Origin of the sequence: Kitasatospora indigofera (assembly GCF_014655955.1) — a bacterium.
Taxonomy (GTDB): Bacteria; Actinomycetota; Actinomycetes; order Streptomycetales; family Streptomycetaceae; genus Kitasatospora; species Kitasatospora indigofera.
In genome coordinates this window covers 379577-400522 of sequence record NZ_BNBO01000001.1, presented here as the reverse complement: position 1 = coordinate 400522, position 20946 = coordinate 379577, and the positions used below count along the sequence as shown (strand labels likewise).

At 76.6% G+C, this 20946-nt stretch carries 22 protein-coding genes; 13 read left to right on the top strand and 9 right to left on the bottom strand.

All coding sequences use genetic code 11. From position 1 onward, the window contains the following. Window positions 1-32 precede the first annotated feature (32 nt). Both IE329_RS01850 and IE329_RS01845 read right to left on the bottom strand, forming a co-directional pair. On the bottom strand, window positions 33-731 hold the full coding sequence (locus IE329_RS01850; RefSeq protein WP_190208945.1) for a response regulator: 699 nt from the start codon (window positions 729-731) through the stop codon (window positions 33-35). Continuing rightward, on the bottom strand, window positions 728-2113 hold the full coding sequence (locus IE329_RS01845; protein ID WP_190208944.1) for a sensor histidine kinase: 1386 nt from the start codon (window positions 2111-2113) through the stop codon (window positions 728-730). Before IE329_RS01845 ends, IE329_RS01850 begins: the two co-directional genes overlap by 4 nt. A 331-nt stretch (window positions 2114-2444) precedes the next feature. Between IE329_RS01845 and IE329_RS01840 the strand changes: the two genes are divergently transcribed. The 3 genes from IE329_RS01840 to IE329_RS41385 all read left to right on the top strand — a co-directional run bounded on the left by IE329_RS01840 (window position 2445) and on the right by IE329_RS41385 (window position 5496). Continuing rightward, on the top strand, window positions 2445-3230 hold the full coding sequence (locus IE329_RS01840) for a DUF2306 domain-containing protein (RefSeq protein ID WP_190208943.1): 786 nt from the start codon (window positions 2445-2447) through the stop codon (window positions 3228-3230). A gap of 223 nt (window positions 3231-3453) precedes the next feature. Continuing rightward, window positions 3454-4335: an SCO6745 family protein gene (locus tag IE329_RS01835; RefSeq protein WP_190208942.1), complete on the top strand. Its 882-nt coding sequence runs from the start codon at window positions 3454-3456 to the stop codon at window positions 4333-4335. A gap of 192 nt (window positions 4336-4527) precedes the next feature. Continuing rightward, window positions 4528-5496 (top strand): DUF4190 domain-containing protein, encoded by a 969-nt coding sequence (locus tag IE329_RS41385; protein ID WP_190208941.1) that lies wholly within the window; start codon window positions 4528-4530, stop codon window positions 5494-5496. A gap of 95 nt (window positions 5497-5591) precedes the next feature. Here IE329_RS41385 and IE329_RS01825 read toward each other — a convergent pair whose 3' ends face one another. Further along, window positions 5592-6689 (bottom strand): helix-turn-helix transcriptional regulator, encoded by a 1098-nt coding sequence (locus tag IE329_RS01825; protein ID WP_190208940.1) that lies wholly within the window; start codon window positions 6687-6689, stop codon window positions 5592-5594. Between the two features lie 93 nt (window positions 6690-6782). On the opposite strand from IE329_RS01825, the gene IE329_RS01820 reads away from it, so the two are divergent. Then, window positions 6783-7181, top strand: coding sequence for a VOC family protein (locus IE329_RS01820; RefSeq protein WP_190208939.1), 399 nt, complete (start codon window positions 6783-6785; stop codon window positions 7179-7181). Window positions 7182-7318: 137 nt separating this feature from the next. On the opposite strand, the gene IE329_RS01815 is transcribed toward IE329_RS01820, so the two are convergent. From IE329_RS01815 to IE329_RS01800, 4 genes are all read right to left on the bottom strand, one after another. Next, window positions 7319-7912: a hypothetical protein gene (locus IE329_RS01815; RefSeq protein ID WP_190208938.1), complete on the bottom strand. Its 594-nt coding sequence runs from the start codon at window positions 7910-7912 to the stop codon at window positions 7319-7321. Beyond that, window positions 7909-9666: an alpha/beta hydrolase gene (locus tag IE329_RS01810; protein ID WP_190208937.1), complete on the bottom strand. Its 1758-nt coding sequence runs from the start codon at window positions 9664-9666 to the stop codon at window positions 7909-7911. Before IE329_RS01810 ends, IE329_RS01815 begins: the two co-directional genes overlap by 4 nt. Window positions 9667-9668: 2 nt before the next feature. Beyond that, window positions 9669-10343 carry a WXG100 family type VII secretion target gene (locus IE329_RS01805; RefSeq protein ID WP_190208936.1) on the bottom strand — a complete coding sequence of 225 codons (675 nt, stop codon included), beginning with the start codon at window positions 10341-10343 and terminating at the stop codon, window positions 9669-9671. 480 nt (window positions 10344-10823) lie between these two features. Beyond that, complete coding sequence (locus IE329_RS01800; RefSeq protein WP_190208935.1) at window positions 10824-11618, bottom strand: MBL fold metallo-hydrolase; 795 nt, start codon at window positions 11616-11618, stop codon at window positions 10824-10826. A 91-nt stretch (window positions 11619-11709) separates the two neighbouring features. Here IE329_RS01800 and IE329_RS01795 point away from each other — a divergent pair, with 91 nt between their 5' ends. From IE329_RS01795 to IE329_RS01765, 7 genes are all read left to right on the top strand, one after another. Continuing rightward, window positions 11710-12327: a CGNR zinc finger domain-containing protein gene (locus tag IE329_RS01795; protein WP_229927086.1), complete on the top strand. Its 618-nt coding sequence runs from the start codon at window positions 11710-11712 to the stop codon at window positions 12325-12327. Between the two features lie 297 nt (window positions 12328-12624). After that, on the top strand, window positions 12625-13242 hold the full coding sequence (locus IE329_RS01790) for an AMIN-like domain-containing (lipo)protein (RefSeq protein ID WP_190208934.1): 618 nt from the start codon (window positions 12625-12627) through the stop codon (window positions 13240-13242). Window positions 13243-13445: 203 nt separating this feature from the next. Next, complete coding sequence (locus IE329_RS01785; protein ID WP_190208933.1) at window positions 13446-14069, top strand: hypothetical protein; 624 nt, start codon at window positions 13446-13448, stop codon at window positions 14067-14069. Between the two features lie 10 nt (window positions 14070-14079). Further along, a complete protein-coding gene (gene sigK, locus IE329_RS01780; RefSeq protein ID WP_190208932.1) occupies window positions 14080-14709 on the top strand; it encodes an ECF RNA polymerase sigma factor SigK in 630 nt (209 codons plus the stop codon). Window positions 14710-14944: 235 nt separating this feature from the next. Beyond that, window positions 14945-15376, top strand: coding sequence for an SRPBCC family protein (locus IE329_RS01775; RefSeq protein WP_190208931.1), 432 nt, complete (start codon window positions 14945-14947; stop codon window positions 15374-15376). 166 nt (window positions 15377-15542) lie between these two features. Beyond that, window positions 15543-15758, top strand: a complete 216-nt coding sequence (locus tag IE329_RS01770; RefSeq protein ID WP_190208930.1) for a hypothetical protein — start codon at window positions 15543-15545, stop codon at window positions 15756-15758. A 799-nt stretch (window positions 15759-16557) separates the two neighbouring features. After that, the gene (locus tag IE329_RS01765; RefSeq protein ID WP_190209021.1) at window positions 16558-16881 is read left to right on the top strand and encodes a hypothetical protein; all 324 of its coding nucleotides are present in this window, start codon (window positions 16558-16560) and stop codon (window positions 16879-16881) included. A gap of 73 nt (window positions 16882-16954) precedes the next feature. On the opposite strand, the gene IE329_RS01760 is transcribed toward IE329_RS01765, so the two are convergent. Continuing rightward, the gene (locus IE329_RS01760; RefSeq protein ID WP_190208929.1) at window positions 16955-17869 is read right to left on the bottom strand and encodes a DMT family transporter; all 915 of its coding nucleotides are present in this window, start codon (window positions 17867-17869) and stop codon (window positions 16955-16957) included. A 68-nt stretch (window positions 17870-17937) separates the two neighbouring features. Here IE329_RS01760 and pdxR point away from each other — a divergent pair, with 68 nt between their 5' ends. After that, window positions 17938-19308, top strand: a complete 1371-nt coding sequence (gene pdxR / locus IE329_RS01755) for a MocR-like pyridoxine biosynthesis transcription factor PdxR (RefSeq protein WP_190208928.1) — start codon at window positions 17938-17940, stop codon at window positions 19306-19308. Between the two features lie 196 nt (window positions 19309-19504). Here the strand turns inward: pdxR and IE329_RS01750 are convergent, their stop codons facing one another. Beyond that, on the bottom strand, window positions 19505-19741 hold the full coding sequence (locus IE329_RS01750; RefSeq protein ID WP_190208927.1) for a hypothetical protein: 237 nt from the start codon (window positions 19739-19741) through the stop codon (window positions 19505-19507). Between the two features lie 269 nt (window positions 19742-20010). On the opposite strand from IE329_RS01750, the gene IE329_RS01745 reads away from it, so the two are divergent. Continuing rightward, complete coding sequence (locus IE329_RS01745) at window positions 20011-20922, top strand: DMT family transporter (protein ID WP_229927085.1); 912 nt, start codon at window positions 20011-20013, stop codon at window positions 20920-20922. Window positions 20923-20946: the final 24 nt, after the last annotated feature.

Sequence of the window (20946 nt, the reverse complement as noted above, 5' to 3'; positions counted from 1 at the left end):
CAGCCACCGACAGCGCCACCGGGAGTTCACCGTCACACCCGCCCGAGGCCCGTCCGGTCCTCGCCGTCCGGGCCGGCCATCAGGCCGCCGCGGTAGGCGATGGCGACGGCCTGGGCGCGGTCGCGGGCGTCCGTCTTCGCCAGGACCCGCTTCATGTGCGTCTTCACGGTGGACTCGGCGACGACGAGCAGAACGGCGATCTCCGCGTTCGAGTGGCCCTCGGCGGCCAGCTGCAGGACCTGCCGCTCCCGCGTGGTCAGCCGGCCGAGCCGCGGGTCCGGGGCGACGGGCCCCGGCCGGGCGGGGCCGCAGGCGACCAGGTGGCCGACCAGGTCACGGGTGACGGCCGGGTCCAGCAGGGCGTGGCCGTCCGCGAGGGTCCGGACGGCGTCGATCAGCCGCTCGGGCGAGGCCCGCTTGAGCAGGAACCCGCCGGCGCCGGCCCGCAACGCGCCCCAGACGTAGTCGTCGTGGTGGAACGTCGTCAGGACCAGCACCCGGGTGGCCAGGCCGGCGGCGACGATCCGCCGGGTCGCCTCGATGCCGTCGATGCCGGGCATCCGGACGTCCATCAGGACGACGTCCGGCGCGAGGGTCCGGCACAGCTCGACCGCCAGCAGGCCGTCGGCCGCCTCCCCGACCACCTCGATGCCGTCCTCGGTGCCGAGCACCAGGGCGACCCCGGCCCGCAACAGGGCGTCGTCGTCCGCGACCACCACCCGGACGGTCATCCGAGCGGAAGCGTCACCCGCAGCCGGAACCCGCCCCCGTCACCTCCCCCGTGCTCCAGGGTGCCGCCGAACATCGCGACGCGTTCGGCGATGCCCAGCAGCCCCCGGCCGGGCGTGTACCCGGCGGGGACGCCGCAGCCGCTGTCGGACACCAGGAGATCGAGCACCCGGGCCTCGGTCCGTACCGCGACGGTCACGGTCACGTCGACGGTGCCGTTGCTGCTGCCGGTGCCGGTGCCCGTCCGGGCGTGCTTGACGGTGTTGGTGAGGGCCTCCTGGACGATCCGGTACGCGGAGCGGTCCACGGTGCGCGGCAGTTCGCGGGTGGCGGGGTCGAGCCGGACGGTGACCCGCAGTCCGGCCTGCTCCGTCCGCCCGACCAGCCGGGGCAGGTCGGCGAGTCCGGGCTGCGGTCCCGCCCCGGGAGCCGGGACGGGCACGGGAGCCGGGACGGGAGCAACGCCCGCGCCGGGGCCGGGACCGGAGCCGATGTCCGGCACCGGGCCCTGCCGGCGGAGCAGGCCGAGCACCCGGTCCAGTTCGTCGAGTGCCTCCCGGCCGGTGTGCTCCAGGCCCGTCAGCAATTCGCGGGTCTGCTCCGGATCCCGGGCGAGGACCCGGCGGGCCGCACCGGCCTGGACCAGCATCACGTTCAGCGTGTGACCCACCAGGTCATGCAACTCCCTTGCGATCCTGGCCCGTTCGTCGAGCACCACCCGGCGGCGGAGCAGCAGCCGGGCCCGCTCCCGCTCCTCCTGGCGCCGGGCCGTGGCGTAGCCGACCGCCCAGGCCAGCAGCCAGAGGAAGAGGACCCCGGCCGGCACGGCCGGGTAGGTGTGGGCCAGCCCGGCGAAGTACGCGGCCATGCCGGGCAGGACGACCACCGGCCCCAGCAGGGCCCGGCCCCGGGTCGCGTACAGGCCGAGCGAGTACAGTCCGACCAGGTTCGCGTACGGCGTGACGGGGCTGGGCAGGACGAACAGGGCCTCCGCCGACAGCGCCGCGGTGCCCGCCAGGTACCCGGCCAGCGGCGCCCTGCGCCGCAGGGCGAGCGCGCCGGCGAGCAGCACGCTGAGGGCGAGCGCCGGCACCGGCCCGACGCGGATCTCCCCCGCCGAGCCCAGGCGTTCGGCGGTCATCGCGGCCAGGAACGCGACGGCGGCCGCGCCGTCCACGACGGCGGCGCGCGGCCGGGCGAGCCGCAGCGCGGCCGGGCGTCGCCGGACGGCGGGCACCGGGCCCCGCGCGGGCCGGGACACGGCCGCAGGAGTGGGCGCGGGCGCCGAGGTGGGCTCAGGCACGATGGTGGGCGCGGGCGCCGAGGTGGGCTCAGGCACGGTGGTGGGCGCGGGCATCGGCGCGGGCGCGGGCGCGGCCGTCATGACCCTGCGCACGGCAGCCCGGACCTGGCCGGGGGCCGGGCCGGGGCCGGCGCCGCCGTACGGGCCGGGGCCCGGGTCGGCGCGAGGGGTACGGGCAGGGGCGGGTTCGACGTCGGCAGGCTCATCGCGGCTCCGGTGGGTCGTGCGCACCGCGACAGCGGTGACCGCTCCGGACCTTAGCGGTGCGGGGTGCACCGCACATCGCCCCCCAGGGGTACGACAGCCGTGCCCCCACCGGGGTAGGCGGACGGCGCGTACCCCGCCACCGGTACGGGACCGGGCCCCGGCCGGGGGACGCCGGCGGACCGGCCGGCTCCGTAGCGTCCCCGGCATGAAGCCCGCCCTGAACTCCCCCGCCCCCGCCGATGCCCCGCCCGGTCCCCGCCGCCACGGCCCGCCGCCGGCCGGCGGGCTGCGCCGGGCCGGGTGGATCGCGGTCACCGCCTCGGCGACCGCGATCGGCCTGGTCTCCGCCCGCTACTTCACGCTCGACCCCGACTCCTTCCTGCCGGAGCAGCGGGTCACCTACCTCGCCAACCTGGCCCCGCTGATGCTCCATGTCGGCGGTGGCGTGGTGGCGTTGGTCCTCGGGCCCTGGCAGTTCCCGCAGCGCCTGCGGACCCGCGGACCGGCCGTGCACCGGCTGATCGGCCGGGTCTACCTGGCCGCCGCGCTGGCGACGGCCGCGGGCGGCCTGCTGCTGGTGCCGAAGGGGCTGTTCGGCCCGATCGCACCGCTCGGGTTCGCCGCGCTGGCCGTGCTGCTCCTGGTGGCGACGGTGGCGGCGTTCGTCTCGATCCGGCGCGGCGCGGTGGCGCGCCACCAGATCTGGATGATCAGGTCCTACGCGCTGATCTTCACCGGGGTCACCTTCCGGCTGTGGATCTCGGGCTTCTCCGCCGTCGGGGTCCCGTTCGGCCAGGCGTACGGGAGCGGCGCCTGGGGAGCCTGGCTGCTCAACCTGCTGGTGGCCGAACACCTCGTCGCCCGGCTCCGGCCGGGGCGGCCGGCAGCCGGCGTGGCGCCCGGGAGCGGTGGCGCCCCGGACGGCGCCGGGCGGGCCGACGGCAGTGACGGCTCAGGTGCCGACCGACCTGCCGACCGGCGTGACGGCTGACGCCGGCGCCGGCCGTGGGGAGCGCCGGTGGGCAGCGCCGGAGGGCCGGCCGGTCCGGCAGTGCGCGGACGCTTCGTCAAGTCTCGTCCGGGCAGCGACTGTCGGCGGGGATGCGCGGCCCTGAGCGGAAGCCCGGCCACCGGTTCCGTCGTGGGTGGACACTGCGCCACCGGGTGGTGTTCGATCGGCTACCGACCCGATCACCGCTCCCGGAGGACCGCCCATGCCGCTCGACCGTGCGCTGCCGCGCCGTGCCTGGCACCACCTGGAACCCATGCACGCGGTGCTCTACTTCGCACCGGAGGCCGCCGCCGAGGCCGGCGCCCTCGGCTACGAACTCGGTGAGCGCTGGCCGAGCTACTTCGCCTGGCGGACGGCCCCGCTGGGCGCCGCGAGCGCCGAGCTGGCCACCGCCGTCTGTTACAGCTTCAGCCCCGCGACGGTGGCCAGGCACGTCCCCGGGGCCTGGGCGGTGGCAGACCCGGCGAAGGTGCTGGCGGCCCGGCTGCGCGCGGTGGACGGCATCTACCAGGGCCTGTTCGGCGACCGGTTGGCGACCGCGGAGTTCGCCGAACTGGTGGGCCTGGCCCGGCTGGCGGCGGAGGCCGCCGGGACCGCCGGACGGCCGCTCGCGGCCGCCAACGCCGCCCTGCCCTGGCCGGACGAGCCCCACCTGGCGCTCTGGCAGGCCCTCACCGTGCTGCGGGAGCACCGCGGCGACGGGCATCTGGCCGCCCTGCTGACCGCCGGACTGGACCCGTGCGAATCGCTGGTCTCCTTCGCCGCGGTCGGCGCCGCCCCGGCGGCGAACTTCGGCGGCCGCGGCTGGACGGACGACGAGTGGTCCGCCGCCCGGGACCGGCTCGCGACGCGCGGCTGGCTGGACGCCGAGGGCCTGGCCACCGACGCCGGCCGGGCCGGCCGCAACGAGGTCGAGCGGCTCACCGACCAGTTGGCGGCCGGCCCCTGGGAGGTCCTGGGCACCGAGCGCACCGAGCGGTTCATGGAACTGATGGTGCCGTTCTTCCTGGGCGTGATCGAGGCCGGTCTGCTGCCGATGCAGAGCACCCTGGGCATCACCACGGTGCCGGCGCCCATCTGGTGAGCCCGCTGACGGCCCGGCCCGGCCCCCGTCCGGGCCGGGCCGTCAGGACGGCGCTCGCCGCCGTGGTGCGGGCGGGAGGCCGGTGCGGAGCCGGCGGCTGAAACCCGGTCGATCACCGGTCAGATGATCGGCTATATTCGCCCGGCGGTCCGCCGACGGCCGCAGCCGCCCCCAGCCCCGGGAATCGCCACCGTGCCGGACACCACCGAAGAGCCCTCCGCCACCGCACCGGGCGGGAGGCCGCCGGCCGATCCCTTCGCCGCTCCGCCGGCAGACCCCCTCCCGGCACCACCGACAGACCCCTTCGCGGCACCACCGGCCGGGCCCGCACCCACCGACGCCTCCGCCCCGGCGGCCGCCGGACCGGCTCCCACCGACCCGTTCGCCCCACCGGCCGCCGGACCCGCGCCCGCCGACCCGTTCGCCGCACCCGCCCACGCCCACGGCGCCCACGGCCGCCCGCCCGGCGAGCCGAACGGGTGGCCGCCGCCGGGGCTGCCGGGCGGTCCGGCCGCCCGGAGCTGGAGCGGGTTCGCCATCACGTCGTTCGTGCTGGGCCTGCTCGGATTCCTCTTCCCGCTGCCGGTGGTCTCGGCCGGGTTCGCCGTCGCCGCGGTGCGCCGCCGCAAGCGCCGGCCCCAGCGCGGGCTCGGCCTGGCGGTGGCCGGGCTGGTGTTCTCCGCGGGCTGGCTGCTGGTGACCGTCGCCGTGGTCCTGCTGCTCGCCCTGGCCGCCCAGGACCTGAGGTCCGGCCCCGCACGCGCGGCCGACGGCCGGCCGGCGTCGGCCGGCAGGGCCGGCCCGTGGTACCTGCGACAGGGGGACTGCATCACGGAGGACCTGGGCGTGCTCGCGGAGGAGCCGGACAAGGTCACCGTCGTGCCCTGCGACCAGCCGCACCGGACGCAGGTCTACGCCGTGGTCACCATCCCCGGCGGCGCCACCCACCCGGGCGACGTGGCCACGTCGGCCGCCGCCGGCCGCCTGTGCACGGCCCGCGAGGAGCAGGACGGGCTCGACCTCTCGGGACTCCCGACGGACGCCTCCACGAGCTTCCACTACCCGAGCGCGGCAGGGTGGTTGGTGCTGCGCGACCGCCAGGCACAGTGCTTCTACGCCTCCGCCGCCCTCTGGACGGGTTCGGTGCGGCCGGCGGGCTGAGCACCCCACGCCGACGGGAGGCGCCGGGCGAAGCGATCGCCGGACCGGAGAGAACGCCGGGCCGGCGGACCGCCTCGCGCATCGGGCCGCCGCCGTCAGACCTGGCGGGCGCAGTCCCTGAGGCGGTCGGCGAACGCCGTGACGAGGTCGCGCAGTTCGTCGGGGCGCTCGATCACGAACGGCCGGTCGAGCGAGGCCAGTACCGCCGGCAGCCGGTCGAGCTCCTCCACCCGCAGGTCGACCCGCCGCCACACCTCGGCCGCGGGATCGGCTCCCGCCGCAGGCGGCGCCGGCTCGTCCAGGGTCGCGACGGCGGCCGGGAGCCGGGCGCGGATCTGACCGACCGTCCCGTGGATCCGCAGGGTCACCTCGTGCCGGTACGCGGCCGTGGCGAAGCCCGTCAGCACGCGCCGGGCCGGATCGAGCCCGGCGGGGACCTCGAACGAGCCGGGCAGCAGCCTGGCACCCGCGATGCGGTCCAACCGGAAGGTCCGGTCCGCCCCCGTCCCGGCCTCGTCGCTCCCGACCTCGTCGCTCCCGGCCTCACCCGTCCCGGCCGCCCCCGTCCCCGCTGCACCTGTCGTGACCTGACCGGTCCCGTCCCGGCCGATCCCCGGGTCACGCCCGGTGACGTACCAGCGGCCCTCGTGGGCGACGATCCCGTACGCGTGCAGCACGCGCTCACTGCGCGCTCCGACCCGGTCGGTGTACCGGATCGTGACCGGCCGCCGGTGGCGCACCGCGTCGGCGAGGGTGAGCAGGACCTCGGCGTCCGGCTCGGCGGACGCCCCCGGCGGCGTGGTGAAGGCGAGCGACTCCAGGACGGTGTCCAGCCTGCGGGCCAGCCGTCCGGGCAGCACCCGCCGGATCTTCGCCGCCGCCGTCCCGCTCGCGGTGTCCGCCGCCGTCACCAGCCCGGCCCGGCGGCCGGCGGCCAGGCCGAGCAGCACGGCGAGCGCCTCGTCGTCGCTGAGCATGAGCGGCGGCAACCGGTACCCGGGGCCGATCCGGTACCCGCCGTAGCGGCCCCGGACGGTCTCCACCGGCACGTCGAGCTCCAGCAACTGGCCCACGTAGCGCCGGACGGTCCGCCCGTCGACCCCGAGCCGGACGGCGAGTTCGGCCACCGTCCGGACCCCGCCCGACTGCAGCAGCTCCAGCAGGGTCAGCACACGCCCGGTAGGTCGAGACATGTTTCGAGCCTAACGGCAATACCGGACCGAAGCTGTCCCCTATCCGTCCTAGCCTGCCCAGGACAGCGACTCCGCCGACCTGGGAGAACAACCATGGACTTCGTCTCGATCCGCGTCATCACCGCTGACGTCACCCGGCTCGTCACGTTCTACGAGAAGGCCACCGGCGTCCCGGCGTCCTGGGCCACCGAGGACTTCGCCGAGCTCCGGACGCCCGGCGCCACGCTGGCAGTCGCCGGCACCCGTACCGTCCCGCTCTTCGCGCCGGGCTCCGCCCGCCCGGCGGAGAACCACAGCGTGATCCTCGAGTTCCTGGTCGACGACGTGGACGAGGTGTACGGGAACCTCGCCGGGTTCGTCACCGACTTCGTCACCGCCCCCACCACGATGCCCTGGGGCAACCGGTCGCTGCTCCTGCGCGACCCCGACGGCAACCTCGTCAACTTCTTCACCCCGGTCACCCCGGCCGCCGCCGCGAAGTACGCCCGCTGACCCCGGGCACCCGGCGGACCGCGGCCACGGGCACCGGTACGGGACGCCGCCGCCCCCGCCGCGCGAGGCGACGGGGGCGGCGGCGGGGTCCCGTCCGGTCCGGCCGCACGCGGCGGCCGTACCGGACGGGCCCGCGGTCAGTGCGACCAGAACGGGTCGTCCACCTTGGGCATCAGGTCCTGGTTGCCCTTGGCGTCGGTGGGCAGCGGGGTGCCGGGGCCGAACGGGTAGCGGGTCTGCGGGTCCTCGACCGCGCCGACGCCGGCCGACAGGGTCACGTTGCCGGGGAACCCGATCTGGATGTGCACGCCCACGCCGTCCCCGGCCTGGGCGTCGATGGCCGGCATCCTGTCGTCCGAGTTGACGCTGGTGATGGTGTAGCCCTGGGACTTCCAGTACCGCTCGACCAGGCCGAGCAGGGCGCCGTACTTGGCCTGCGCGACCTTGGTCATCACGTAGCGGTTCTTGGACAGGTGCGTGGTGCCGTCCGGGCGGTCGTTCATCCCTTCGGTGTTCTCGCTGCTGGTGTAGGCGTCGTCGCTGAACTGGACGGCCGGGACGATGGCCTTGGTGGTGCCGTCCAGCAGGGCGTCGATCTTGGTCCGGGCCGCGGAGGCGTCCATGCTCGGGGTCCTCTTCTTCTCTGGGTCCGCACCGGCCGAGGAGCAGCCGCCGACCAGCAGGGCGGTGACGGCGAGCGCGGCTACGGCGCGAAGTGCACGGTGGTTCATCGGGGTTCCTGGAGGTTCACGCGGTCGCCGTGGCCGGAGACGATGCTGCCGAGGTTGCGCAGCGAGTTGCCCCCGCTGCCGCCGGAGTCCTGGTTCCAGTAGTCGGAGTGCGAGTGCTGCCACTCGCCGTCCGCCACGTCGAACCGGCGGCCGCCGAACTCGCTGCTCGCCGGGTCCTGGCCGAACCAGAGTTCGTGCGGGTCACCGGACTTGCCGACCTGGTCGCCGATGAAACCGCCGACCACGGCGCCGGGGATGCCACCGGTGACCAGGCCGATGCCGGCGCCGCCGAGCATGCCGTTGGTCTCCGAGTGGCTCGGCAGGTGGGTGACCGGGTCGTGCTCGGCGGAGCCCACCCAGACGTGCTGGGAGCCCACGCCGAGCTGGTCCGCCTTCTGGGCGCCGGTGCCCGGGCTGCCGACCAGGATGATGTCGTCGGCGGGGATGCCGCCCGGGCGCTGCGCGGCCTGGCCGACCGTCAGCGAGCCGTAGCTGTGGCCGAGGGCGGTGACGTGGGCGGGGGTGCCCTCGTGGGTGCTCCGCAGGCCCTGCAGGAACTGCTGGTAGCCGGCGCCGCCCTGTTCGGCCCGCTGGGTGCCGGCCACCGCCAGGGTCTCCTGCTCGGCGCCCTTGAGCTGCGGGGCGTCGTAGCCGAGCCAGGTGATGGAGGCGGTGCTGCGGGACGGGTCGGCCTTCTGGGCCTCGGTCCAGAGGTCCTTGGCGCGGTTGCCGTCCTTGCCGCCGACGTCGCCGACCTTGGTGCCCAGACCGGGCACGTAGGCGACCACGTCGTCGGCGGTGTCCGGGTTGCCGAAGGAGATGGCGGCCCGCCCCTGGCCCTCGGTGCCGATGGCCATCAGGAAGACCGGCGGGTTGCCCTTGCCGTCCTCCTCGGCGAGCCGGCCCTGGATCTTCTTGAAGCCGTCCAGCTTGGTCTGCTCGTCCTCGGTGCGGTTGGGCTTGTTCTCCAGGTCCTTGATCAGGCCCGGCAGGACGGCCCGGTTGGCGGTGTTCCTGGCCTCCGCCGGGATCCCGTCGCGGTTGCCGATCAGGTCGGGGTGGTCCTTGACCAGGCGCTGCTGCTCGTCCGCGGTGAGGCCGTTCCACCAGGAGTTGACCTCGGTGGGCGAGGCGTTCGCGGCGGGCATGCCCTTGGCGAGGAGGTCCTCCTCGCCGCCGAAGACGTTCATCATCTTGCTGGTGAGCTCGGTGGTGGCGGTGCCGAGGTCGAGCCCGGTGCCGTTCTTGGCGTTGTCGGTGTAGTGCCGCAGGCGCTGGGCGATCACCTCGTCGGCGTGCGCGGCCTCGGAGAGCGCGTTGTTGATCCGGTCGGAGATCTGGTGGCCCTTGACGGACGGGTTCTCGAAGTCCGGGTCGTGCCGCTCGCCGGCGCTGACCGGCGGCCAGGAGACCCCGCCGTCCTCGGTGACGGTGTAGCCGCCCGCCTTGGCCTCCTCCAACGCGTCCAGCAGCTTGGACTGGGCGAGCAGGAAGGCCTCGGCGCCGTCGCGCAGGACGGGGCCGATCATGCCGAGTTCGATCTGCGCGGCGGACAGCTTGGCGGTGGTCTGGGACAGGCTGGTCTCGGCCTGGTCGGCGGCGCTGCCCGTCCACTGCGAGTTCTTGACGCGGGTGTCGACGCCGTCCTTCCAGGTTCCGGCGTGCCGGCCGAAGTTCTCCGCCAGCTTGTCGTAGGCGGTGGCGGCGTCGTAGAGGTCGGCGGGTCTGGCGTCCCGCAGGGTCGCGATGTCCATGGTCAGATTCCTTGCGGGGACTGGGCGTTCGGACCGAAGCGCTCGGCATCGATGCGGGCTCGCTCGGCCGGGCCGGGAACGGGCAGCCCGGCGCCGGACACGCCGGGGCCGGACGGGGCGTGGAAGCCCGGGTCGGGGTCGCCGGTGATCAGCGGCCGCTGCCACGGCACGTCCCCGTCCTTGGGCGACGGGAAGGTGTGCGCCCACGGCGGGTCGCCCAGGGTCGGCCTGGTCGAACCGGTCTCGGCGCCGCCCCGGGCCATGCCGTTGTCCGCGAACGCGGACATCGTCGACAGCTTGTCCCCCGCGCCGCCACCGCCGCCGGCCCGGGCGAACTCGGGCCCGCCGCTGCCCGTGCCGATGTTGCTGATGTCGCCGTGGGCCTTCTCGTCGGAGTCGCGGTAGTTCTTCGCGGTCTTGACGAGGTTCTCGCCCTGCCGGTCCATCTCTGCGGACAGCGAGTCGAGCAGCGCCCGCCAGGAGTCGGTGCAGGAGTTGAGTTCGGCGCCGGTGGTCCAGCCCTTCAGGCCCGCCTCGGCCTTGTCGGACGCTCCGAGCACGCCCTTGGTCTCACCCGGGATCAGTTCCGCCGTCGCCTTGGCGGTCTTCCCGGCCCCGTCCAGTTCGCCGGGCTGGACGCGGAACCCCGAGCCGCCCGGTTCTGGTGCCCTTACCAATGTTGCCCCCGTGAGTGCGGATGTGTCCGGTGATACGTTCGCGGGCCACCGTAGCGAGTACCTGACGCTCCGATCCAGCCGGGTGGCGAAGGTGTTACCTGGTGGGGACAGTTGCGAGGGCGTGCGGGCCGGGCCGGTGCCGGGCGGCCCGGGCCGGGGGCGGCACGGCACGTGCGCGCCGACGCCCGGGGGCCGGCCGCCGGACCTGTCCCGGGAGCCGGCCCCGGCCGGTGGTGCCGGTGGAACGTTCCGCCGTGCGGTTCCGGCGGCGTCCACGACCAGATGGACGTCACCGTACGTGCGGTGAAGCCCCGTTGACGCACGGGACGTCAGCCCCCTTGGGGCGGCGTCCCGGCCGTGCGGTGCCGGCCGGCGGCCCGGCTCGCGGGCGCCCCGCCGGACCGCCGGAGGCCCGGCCGCCGCGTGCGCCTCGGGCCGGGCCTGCCGACGACCCGTCAGGCCGGGCCCCGGTGGCGGCGGTCAGAGCGCCGCGGCCTCGCCGGGGGCGAGCAGCACCAGCCGGTCAGCCAGGCCGGCGGCCTCGAAGGCGACCCGCAGGTGCACCGCGCCCTCCGTGAAGTGCATCCACGAGTTGAAGTGCACGGGCACCACCCGGCGGGCGCCCAGCAGGACGGCGGCCTCGGCGGCCTGCGCGCTGTCGAGCGTCAGCAGGGCGCCGCCGAAGAGGCGGGTGCGGACCGCGCCGGCGAACAGCAGCGCGGTGTCCACGGGGCCCGTCCGGTCGGCGATCTCGCGGACGTGCTCCAGCGAGGCGTTGTCACCGCTGACGTAGACGGTGGGCAGGCCCGGGCCGGTCAGCACGAACCCGGTGACGTCGCCGGTGACCGCCTCGCAGCCCTCGGGGCCGTGCCGGGCCGGTACGGCGGTGACGACGACCGGGCCGCCGGCGGGCCGGGCCAGCTCCAGGGACTCCCAGGGGGCGAGGCCGCGGGCCGTGCCGCCGAGGCGGGCGGCGGAGGCCGGGGTGGTGACGGTGAGCGGGGCCTTGGCCAGCGCGAGCCGGCCGCCGGTGTCGAGGTTGTCGGCGTGCTGGTCGTGCGAGAGCAGCACCGCGTCGACCGGGCCGACCTGGTCGGCCGCGAGCCCGGACGGGGCCAGCTTGCTGAGGATCAGGCCGCGCTCGGGGACGTAGTCGCCGGGCTCGTCGAAGGTGGGGTCGGTCAGCAGGCGCAGGCCGCCGTACTCGATGACGGCGGTGGGGCCGCCGAGGGCGTGCACGGACAGCGGGGAGGAGGGCAGCACGGGCGTGGGCATCAGGAGGGCCTCTCACGGAATAGTTTGCCGTTCGGCGTGAGAATGACGCTAGCCCTCCTCACGGAGAACGGCAAGAGGTACCGTGAGAGATGTGACTACCCCGCACCCCGGGCCCGGCGACGCCGCCCCGCAGCCGCTGCCCGCCGCCCCCGGCGCCGAACAGCACCCCGCCCTGGCCCTGGTCAACACCCGGACCGTCCGCCCCACCGGCGCCTTCGACGACCTCGCCGAACCGGCCGGCGCCCTCGACTGGCTGACCGGCACCGGCCTGCTGCCGGCCCGCCGCACCCTCACCGCCGGCGAGGCCGGGCGGCTGCGCACCCTGCGCGAGTCCGTCCGCGAGCTCTTCACGGCGAGGCTGACCGGCGCCGCCCCCGACCGGGCGGCACTGGCCGGACTCAACGAGGCGCTCGCCGCCGCCCCCTTCACCGGCCGGCTGCACTGGGCCGCCGCGGGGGACGGCCCCCGGCTGGAGTCGCGGCCGGCCGGCGGCACCCCGCTGGACGCCGCGCTCACCCGCCTCGCCCGCGACGCCGCCGAACTGCTCAGCGGCCCGCAGGCGGAGACGATCGCCGCCTGCGCCGCCGGCGACTGCATCCGGTACTTCCTACGCACCCACGGCGCCCGGCAGTGGTGCTCCCAGCGCTGCGGCGACCGGGTCCGGGCCGCCCGGCACTACGCCCGTACCCGCGCCGCCGAAACCACCTGACGCCGCCTCCCGCACCGCACCCGGCGGTCCGACCACCGGCCACCGGCCACCGTGCGGGCCGACCACCGTGCGGGCCGACCGGCACCCGGGTGGCCGCCGTCCGGCTTGACCGCGGCCCAGGTGACCGCCGCGCAGGTGACCCCGAGGCAGAATCAGGCCGGCGGCCCGCCTGTTCACGGGCGCGGGTCCGACGGCGGACGGAAGCAGAAAGAACCGGCGGCACCGGAGTGGAACCGTGCATTCCGGTACCACCGTCTCCTAGGGTGAGAGACACCCGCACTGCCCAAGGAGGCAGCCATGCGACGTTGGTTCATCATCCCGGGCGCACTCGCTCTCGCCGCGACGGTCGCGGTCCCGGTCACCCTCGCCGGCGCCGCCACCCCGGCGGCACCCGCCACCCGGGCGGTGGCCTCGGCCGCCCCGGCCCCGGAGCTCTGCCCGGTCGGCTGGGGCAGCCTGCCGAAGGACCTCAACTCCGTCAACTCGCAGCCGCTACGGAACATCCGCACCGGCGCGCACCCCTGCTACGACCGTCTGGTCCTCGACGTACCCGGCACCTCGACCGGCGCGCCGGCCGGCTACCACGTCCGCTACGTCACCGCCCTCCACCAGGACGGATCGGGCCGGTTGCTGCCGGTGCGGGGCGGCGCGATCATCGAGATCGTCGTCAACGCGCCGTCCTACGACCCCGCCACCGGTGCGTCCACCTACCCGGGCCGGGGCGGCCAGCCGCTGCCCGGCGTCGACCTGACCGGCTACCGGACCTTCGTCGACACCCGCTTCGGAGCCAGCTTCGAAGGCCAGACCCAGATCGGTCTCGGCGTCCGGGCCCGCCTGCCGTTCCGCGTGTACCAGCTCGACAACCGGCTGGTGATCGACGTGGCGCACAGCTGGAACGCGACCACCGCCCGCTGAACCGACGGCCGGCCGCCCCGGCCGGCCACCCGCACCGTCTCCCGGTCACCCGGGCCGGCCGTCCCCCACCAGCGGGATCGCCCGGGAGGACCGCCCGACCGCGACCGCACCCGCGCCGACCGGGCGGGCGGCGGACCACCGCTCCTCAGGACAGCCGCGGGCGTCCCACCCCGACGCCCGCCCCCTCGAAGGGAATGCCGCCCGTGATCGCCAAACCGCCGATCCCCTTCGCCGACGACCCCGCGGCGCGGGGCTGCCTGCCGGCGACCACCTGGGAGCCGGGCACGACGCCGCCGCCGGCCTGCGAGCCCGCCGTGCAGCCGTGGCCCCGGTTCGACCTGCCGCACCGCCGCTGGGGCGTCACCCTCAGCACGGTCGGCGACGAGGGCCGGCACGGCATCCAGCACTTCACCGTCTGCGCCGCGACCGCCGAGGAGGCCCTCGCCGCGGCGGCGGCCGAGGCGGGCACCGAGGCCGCCCGGCGCCACCGGCACGGCGCCGCGGTGGATCTGGCCGGTGCCACGGTCGCTCCCGGCGAACCCTCCGCCCGCTGGCCGGACACGCCGCCGCCTGACCGGGCGACGGCCGTGCCGGGCCGTTCGGCGCACGGGCACCGAGCACGGGACCCGGAGCCCCCGAGGGCCTCGGACGACGCTTCCGAACAGGCGGTCTCCGCAGCCGGGACGGCCTCGGCCCTGCCGGGGCCGGACAGCGGCGGCGAGGGCAGGGGCCGGAATGACGGCACCGGTCGGATCGGGCCGGCCGACCGCCCCGGGCAAGACGATGCAGGAACGCTGCAAGTAGCCCGGGCGCCTCGGCCTGCGTGACGGTGGCCGGGTGAACGCACCGCCGCCGTACCGACCCGCACGGGAGACCCCGCGACCCGGCCGGACCGCCACCGCCACCGGACGGACCGACCGCGACGCGGCCCTGCGTGCGCTGGTGGCGCTGGTCGCCCAGGGCGACGAAGCCGCCTTCGACCGCCTGTACGACCGGCTGGCCGGGCCGGTGCTCGGCGTGGCGGGGCGGGTGCTGCGGGACCCTTCGCAGTCCGAGGAGGTCGCGCAGGAGGTGATGCTGGAGCTGTGGCGGTCGGCGGGCCGTTACCGCCCCGAGCGCGGAACGGTCCTCTCCTGGGCCCTCACCATCGCCCACCGCCGGGCCGTCGACCGGGTCCGGGCCGCCCAGGCCGCCTACGACCGGGACTGGCTGGACGCCGTCCGCTCGTACGCGCCGGTCTTCGACGAGGTCGCCGAGCAGGTGGAACTCCGCTTCGACCAGGAGCGGGTGCGGCAGTTGCTCGCCTCGCTCACGAAGGGGCAGCGGGAGTCGCTGACGCTCGCCTACTACGGCGGCTGCACCCAGGCCCAGATCGCGGCACTGCTCGGCACGCCGCTCGGCACCGTGAAGACCAGGATCAGGGACGGCCTGATCCGCCTGCGCGACCAGTTGACCGTGGAGCCCTGAGGCGGTTGCCGCGCACCGGGTGGCACCCGCGGGACGACGGACGGCGGAAACCTGGCGGCGTCGGCTCCCGGCACCCGGCACCCGGCGTCGGTGCCCGGGGCCCCGCACGCGCCGGGCCGGACGACCGGCGCGGCCGCCGCCCCGAGGTCCGCCGGCCACCCATCCGCGGGCGGTCCGGCTCCGAACACCTTGTCGGCGGCCACCGGCGGCCGCGCCGCCCGGAAGGAGCACCCCGATGGTCACCGTCGAACGCACCATCACCGTCGACCGTCCCGCCGAGGACGTCGTGGCGTACCTCGCCGACTTCGGCAACACCACCGTCTGGGACCCGGGCACCGAGAGCTGCACCCGGACGGACCACGGCCCGGTCGCCGAAGGGGCCCGCTGGCTGAACGTCTCGCGGTTCCGGGGCCGCCGCACCCGGCTCGACTACCGCCTCCACCGGTACGAGGCCGACCGGCTGGTGTTCGTCGGCGAGAACCGCTCGGTGACGGCGACCGACGACATCAGCGTCCGCTCCCGGGCCGGGCGGACGGTCGTCGTCTACCGGGCGCAGCTGCGGTTCAAGGGCCTGGCACGGGTGGCCGCCCCCTTCCTCCGCCCGGCCTTCGAGCGGCTCGCCGACGGGGTCGCCGAACGGCTGCCGTCGGTGCTGGCCACGATCTGAGGCCGCCCCTCGGGCCTGGACAGGCGGGCCGGCCGAGGTGGGTGGACGGCACCGACGCGGGCGGACCGGGGGCAGGGCCGTCCGGGCGGCTCCGGCCGGCCGCCCGTGACCTCCGGGGACGCCCGCAGTTGAGCAGGCCGGCAGACCCCTACCCCCGGAGGCCCCCATGCGCAACGCCGTCCGCAGCACCCTCGTCGGCGTCGTCCTCCTGACGGCCGCCCTGAGCGGTGGCACCGCCGCGACCGCCGTCACCGCGGACTCCGTGGCCCCCTCCAAGCAGGAGCACACCTACAGCATCCCCGTCCTGGCCGTCACCGACATCGGTGACCTCACCAAGGTCGCCAACCTGGGCACCGACCTCGCCGGCCTGCTCGGACACTGACGACCCCGGGACCGGCACGACCGCGGGCTCCCGCCCGACGCCCGTTCCGCCGGCCCGGTCCCGGTCGGCGAGCGCCCTGGCCAGGCCGGTACGGAGCCTGGCCGACGCCCCCGGGAGGCGGCCGAGGGCGGCGAGGCGGGCCGGGTCCGCGTCGGGGCGGGCGGCCAGGGCGAGCACGGCGGCGTACGGACGGCGCCCCTCGGCCAGCAGGCCCGCCACCGCGTCGACGACGCGGTCCAGGGCTGATCCGGCCGTGGCCGGGTGCCGGGCGAGCAGGTGCAGCAGGTCGTTGTCGTTCCAGTCGCTGTCCCGCCGGCCGGCCAACGCGGCCAACGCGTCCGTGGGGGTCGCGGGGTTGACCGCGACGGCCTGCCGGACGAACGGGTAGGGGGAGCCCGCCAGGCTGCGCAGCACAGCGGGGGTCACGGCGCGCCGGGCCAGCGCCAGGGCGTCCCCGCCGTGGTGCAGGTGCGCCAGCGCCTCGACGTCGTCCAGGGGCAGGCCCGGCAGCCGCGCCTCCCCCGGGGGCCGGCCCGGTCCTCGGCCCGGTGGGTGGGATGGGGCGACGGCGCCCGGTTCGGCATGCACCGGCCCATCCTCGCCCCCGGCCCGACGGCCTGTCACCCGGATTCGGGCGTCCCCCCGCGCACGCCGGCCGGCGACCGGCGACCAGGCGTGCCCCGGGCCGGGCCGGGAGCCCCGCGGGGCAGCCGGATATCCCGTTGTGAGACCGGGGGCATCGCCGTAGGGTCCCGCCATGTCCCTACGTCTCCGTATGCGCCAGGCCCTCCCGGAAGCGATGCGCGCCCGCGACAAGGCCGCGGTGAGCGCTCTGCGCACAGCGCTCGCCGCCGTCGACAACGCGGAGGCGGTACCGGTGGACGAAGCCGCGACGCGCGGCCGGGCCCTCGAACACTCACCGGTCGGCGCCGGTGCCACCGAGGCAGCGCGACGCGAGCTGACCGAGTCCGACGTGGTGGCCGTGGTGCGCGCCGAGGCCGCCGAACGCCTGGCGGCCGCGGCGGGTTTGACGGAACCCGCGCACGCCGACCGGGTGGCGCGGCTGCGCGCCGAGGCCAGGGTGCTGCTCCACCTCCTCGACGGCACCCCCAAGGACGGGTGACCGGAGGGCAGAGACGCCGCCGCCCCCTACCCGCGGCCACGGCGCGGCCCGGCCCGGCCCGGAGGGACCGGCATCAGCGTCCGGCCGGTACCGGCGCCGGCCGGGCGGCATCCTCGGGGGCCCGCCGGACGGCGAGGCCGGCACAGACGCCCAGGCCGACCAGGCCGCTGCCGAGCAGTTCCGCCGGGTGCAGCCCGCCGGTGCCGAGAGCGGCACCGGACAGGGCGGCGGTGACCGGGACGAGCCCGGCGAACAGGCCGGCCCGTTCCGGCCCGAGCCGGCCGAGGGCCCCGTACCAGAGCAGGAAGGCCAGCACGGTCAGCACCAGCGACAGGTACAGCAGGGCGGCGGCCTCGCCGGGGGTGGGCATCCGGACCATCCTGTCGCCGTCCAGCACCAGGCCGGTGAGCCCGAACAGCGGCACCGCGAAGGCCGTGGTGTACGCGGAGACCCGGACCGGCCCCAGCCGTGGCAGCAGACCGACGGCCAGCAGGGAGAAGGCGGCCTCGCAGGCCAGGGTGCCGAGCGCGTAGAGGAACCCCGGCAAATCGCCCGGCCCGGCGCCCTGGGTGACCGCCGCCCCGGCCACCACCACGCCGGCCGCCGCCAGCAGCCGGACCTGCGGCCGCCGGCGGGCCAGCAGCGGGCCGAGCACGGCGAGCAGCAGCGGGGTGCAGCCGATCACGCTGCCGACGGCGGCCGGGTCGCTGTGCCGCAGGGCCTGGACCAGCAGCACGTTGAAGGCGAACAGGCCGGCGGCGGCGAGCAGGGCGAGCCGGGCGAGTTCGGCGCCGGTCAGGCGGGGGCGCAGCGGGCCGCCCCGCCGGGCGAGGGGCAGCAGCACGGCGGCGGCGAGCAGGTAGCGCAGCGTCTGACCGCCGTGCAGGGGGTAGCCGGTGAGGCCGGCGGTGGCGCCGGTGGAACAGCCCAGGACGGTCATGGCGGTCGCGGCGCGCAGTGTCCCGGCGCCGGTGTACGAGAGTGGCATGTCTGGCACGCTAGGAGCAGGAGTGGTCCGCCGGACAGGTCCACTTCGGGTGCCGTTCGGAGGACCACTTGTCGGAGCTGCTCATCGAGGTCGACCACGCACGGGGCGACCTGACCGGCCAGCTGACCAGGGCGCTGCGCGCCGCCGTCCGGGCCGGCCGGCTGACCGCCGCGGCCAGACTGCCCGCCACCCGGGTGCTGGCCGCCCAACTCGGCCTCTCCCGTGGGGTGGTGGTCGAGGCCTACGCCCAACTGGTCTCCGAGGGGTACCTGCTGGCCGTGCCGGGTTCGGGTACCCGGGTCGCGGCGGGGATCGCCCGTCCCGACCCGCCGGCCCCGCCGGCGGTGCCCGAGGCGCCGCCGGCCTACGACCTGAGGCCGGGCACGCCCGACCTGGCCGCCTTCCCCCGGACGGCCTGGCTGGCCGCCACCCGCCGGGCGCTGGCCACCGCCCAGCACCAGCAGTTCGGCTACGGCGACCCGGCCGGACTCCCGCACCTGCGCACCGAGTTGGCGGGCCACCTGGCCCGTGCCCGGGCGGCGGCGGCCGGCCCGGGCGACGTGACGGTGGTCGGCGGGGTCGCCCAGGGGCTGGCGCTGCTGATCGCGGTACTGGCCCGGCACGGCCACCACCGGTTCGCCGTCGAGGACCCGTGCTCGCCCGGCACCCTGGAGCTGCTCCGGGCGCACGGTGTCGACCCCGTCGGCGTCCCGGTCGACCGGGACGGCCTCGACGTCGCCGCGCTGGCGGCCACCGACGCCACCGTCGTCCTGGTGACACCCGCGCACCAGTACCCCACGGGTGTGGTGCTGGCCCCGGGCCGCCGGACCGAACTCATCGGCTGGGCGCGGCGGACCGGCGGGATGGTGGTGGAGGACGACTACGACGCCGAGTTCCGCTACGACCGCGAGCCGGTCGGCTGCCTCCAGGGCCTGGCACCGGACGTGGTGGTGCACCTCGGCTCGCTGAGCAAGTCGCTCGCGCCCGGCCTGCGGTTCGGCTGGGCGCTCCTCCCCCAGGCGCTGGCCGCCGACTTCCGCCATGCCAAGCGCTACGCCGACCTCGGCATCGGCGTGATCGAGCAGCTGACCTTCGCGGAGCTGCTGGCGGGCGGGGGCTACCACCGGCACCTGCGCACCGTCCGGTCCGGGTACCGACGGCGCCGGGACGCCCTGCTCGGCGCGCTGCGGGCCGGCCTGCCCGACGCGGACGTCCCCGGGGTCGCGGCCGGCCTGCACCTCTACCTCGAACTGCCCCCGGGCAGCCGGGAGGAGACGGTGGTGGCGGCCGCCGGGGTGTCCGGGGTCCGGGTGGAGCCGGTCGCCCCGATGCGGCTGCGGCCCGGCCCGCCGGCCCTGGCGCTGGGATTCGGCGTGCTGCCCGCGCACCGGCTGGCCCGGGCCGCCGGGCTGCTGGCCGAAGCCGTCAACGGCGCCTGACCGCGGGCCTGTCCGGGCGAGGACCGGGCCGGGCCGCTTGCGCGGGCGCCGCGGACAGGACCGCCGCCGCGGCCGCCCCGAAGGGCGAGCGCGGCGGCGGCCTCACTCCGACATCTCTCGTTGCACCGCCGGTCGGCGGACTTCCGGCCGGCCGGGCCCGCACGCTGACGCGGTGCCCGTCCGGCTTCTGCCGGCCCTAACCGGCCTGGTACTCACCCGTGTCCAGGCGCACCAGCAACCCGGCCTTGCGCAGTTGCTCAAGGTCGCGGCGGACGAGGCGCGGATCGGGGTACACGCGGTAGGTCTCCCGGGCGCGGCGCCAGTCGAAGGCGCCGCCGTCCCGGCGGATCGTCTCCAGCAGCTGTTGCCGGCGCTCGATGGCGCTCCTGGGGGCGTCGGCCGGCACGTCGGCTGGGGTGTGGTCATCGGTCATGGCACCCATTCTCCCGCGCCCCGGTGGTGCTCGCGCCAGGAGGGTCGGCAATCGGCCGCCCGGCCGGGACAGGAGCGCCCCTGCGCGGCCCGCCGGGCCCGAGGCGCACAATCCTGCCGGCGACCGTACGGCGTCTCCCGTAGAAAGGTCCGGTCCGGGTGGTGACTGACGGCCCGTACTCAAGGGAATTCCCCAATTGGCCCGCCGGCGGGCCGAATCTAGCATTCCTCGCATCCGGCGGTTCGGCCGCCCGAGGCGGGGAGCACGGAGTGACGGGCGCAATCGCGGTACGCGCGGGCGTGGTGCCGGTCCTGGCGGCGGCGGTCCTGTGGGGCACGGTCGGGCCCGCCCAGCTGCTGGCCGGGGCCGGGGTCGACCCGGTGGCGCTGGGAGCCTGCCGGATGCTGGTCGGCGGCGTGGTGCTGTGCGCGGTGACCGTACGCCCCCGGGGCCTGCGGACCCTGCGCGGGCCCGGTGTCCGGCTCTGGATGCTGGTGAGCGTCGCGGTGACCGCGGTCTTCCAGGGCGCCTTCCTCCAGGCCGTCGACCGGACGGGCGCCGCGCTGGCCACCGCGGTGGCCTTCGGCACGGTGCCCGCCGTCTCGGGGCTCTGCGCCCGGGTCCTGCAGCGCGAGCGGCCGCCGGCCGGCTGGGCGGCCGGTACCGCCTTCGCCGTCGGCGGCGTCGCCCTCCTGCTGCTGCCGGGCGGCGACGGGCCCGCGGATCCGGCCGGCGTGCTGCTGGCGGCGACCGCCGGAGCCAGCTTCGGGGTCTACATCGTGGCGGCGAAGCGGCTCGCGGCGGCCGGCGCGGACCCGGTGGCGGCGGCCCCGGTGAGCGTCCTGGGCGCGGGCCTGCTGGTCTCGCCCTGGCTGGCGGCGGCGCCGTCCGGCCTGGGCTCGCCGCGCGGCCTGGCGCTGGTCGGCTGGCTGGCGCTCGGCACCACGGCGCTCGGCTATCTGCTGTTCACCCGCGGCATGACCCGGATCAGCGCCGCCACCACCGGCACCCTCAGCCTCGCCGAGCCCCTGGTGGCCGCCCTGCTGGGGGTGCTGCTGCTGGACGAGCGGCTCACTGGCTGGTCCGGTGCGGGGCTGGTGCTGCTGCTGGGCGGACTGCTGCTGGTCGCGCTCCCGCCCCGGCGGCGCGGCGGCCGGGCGGCCCGGGCGGGAGCGGCCTGATCGGGACAGCGCGGGCGGGCGGCG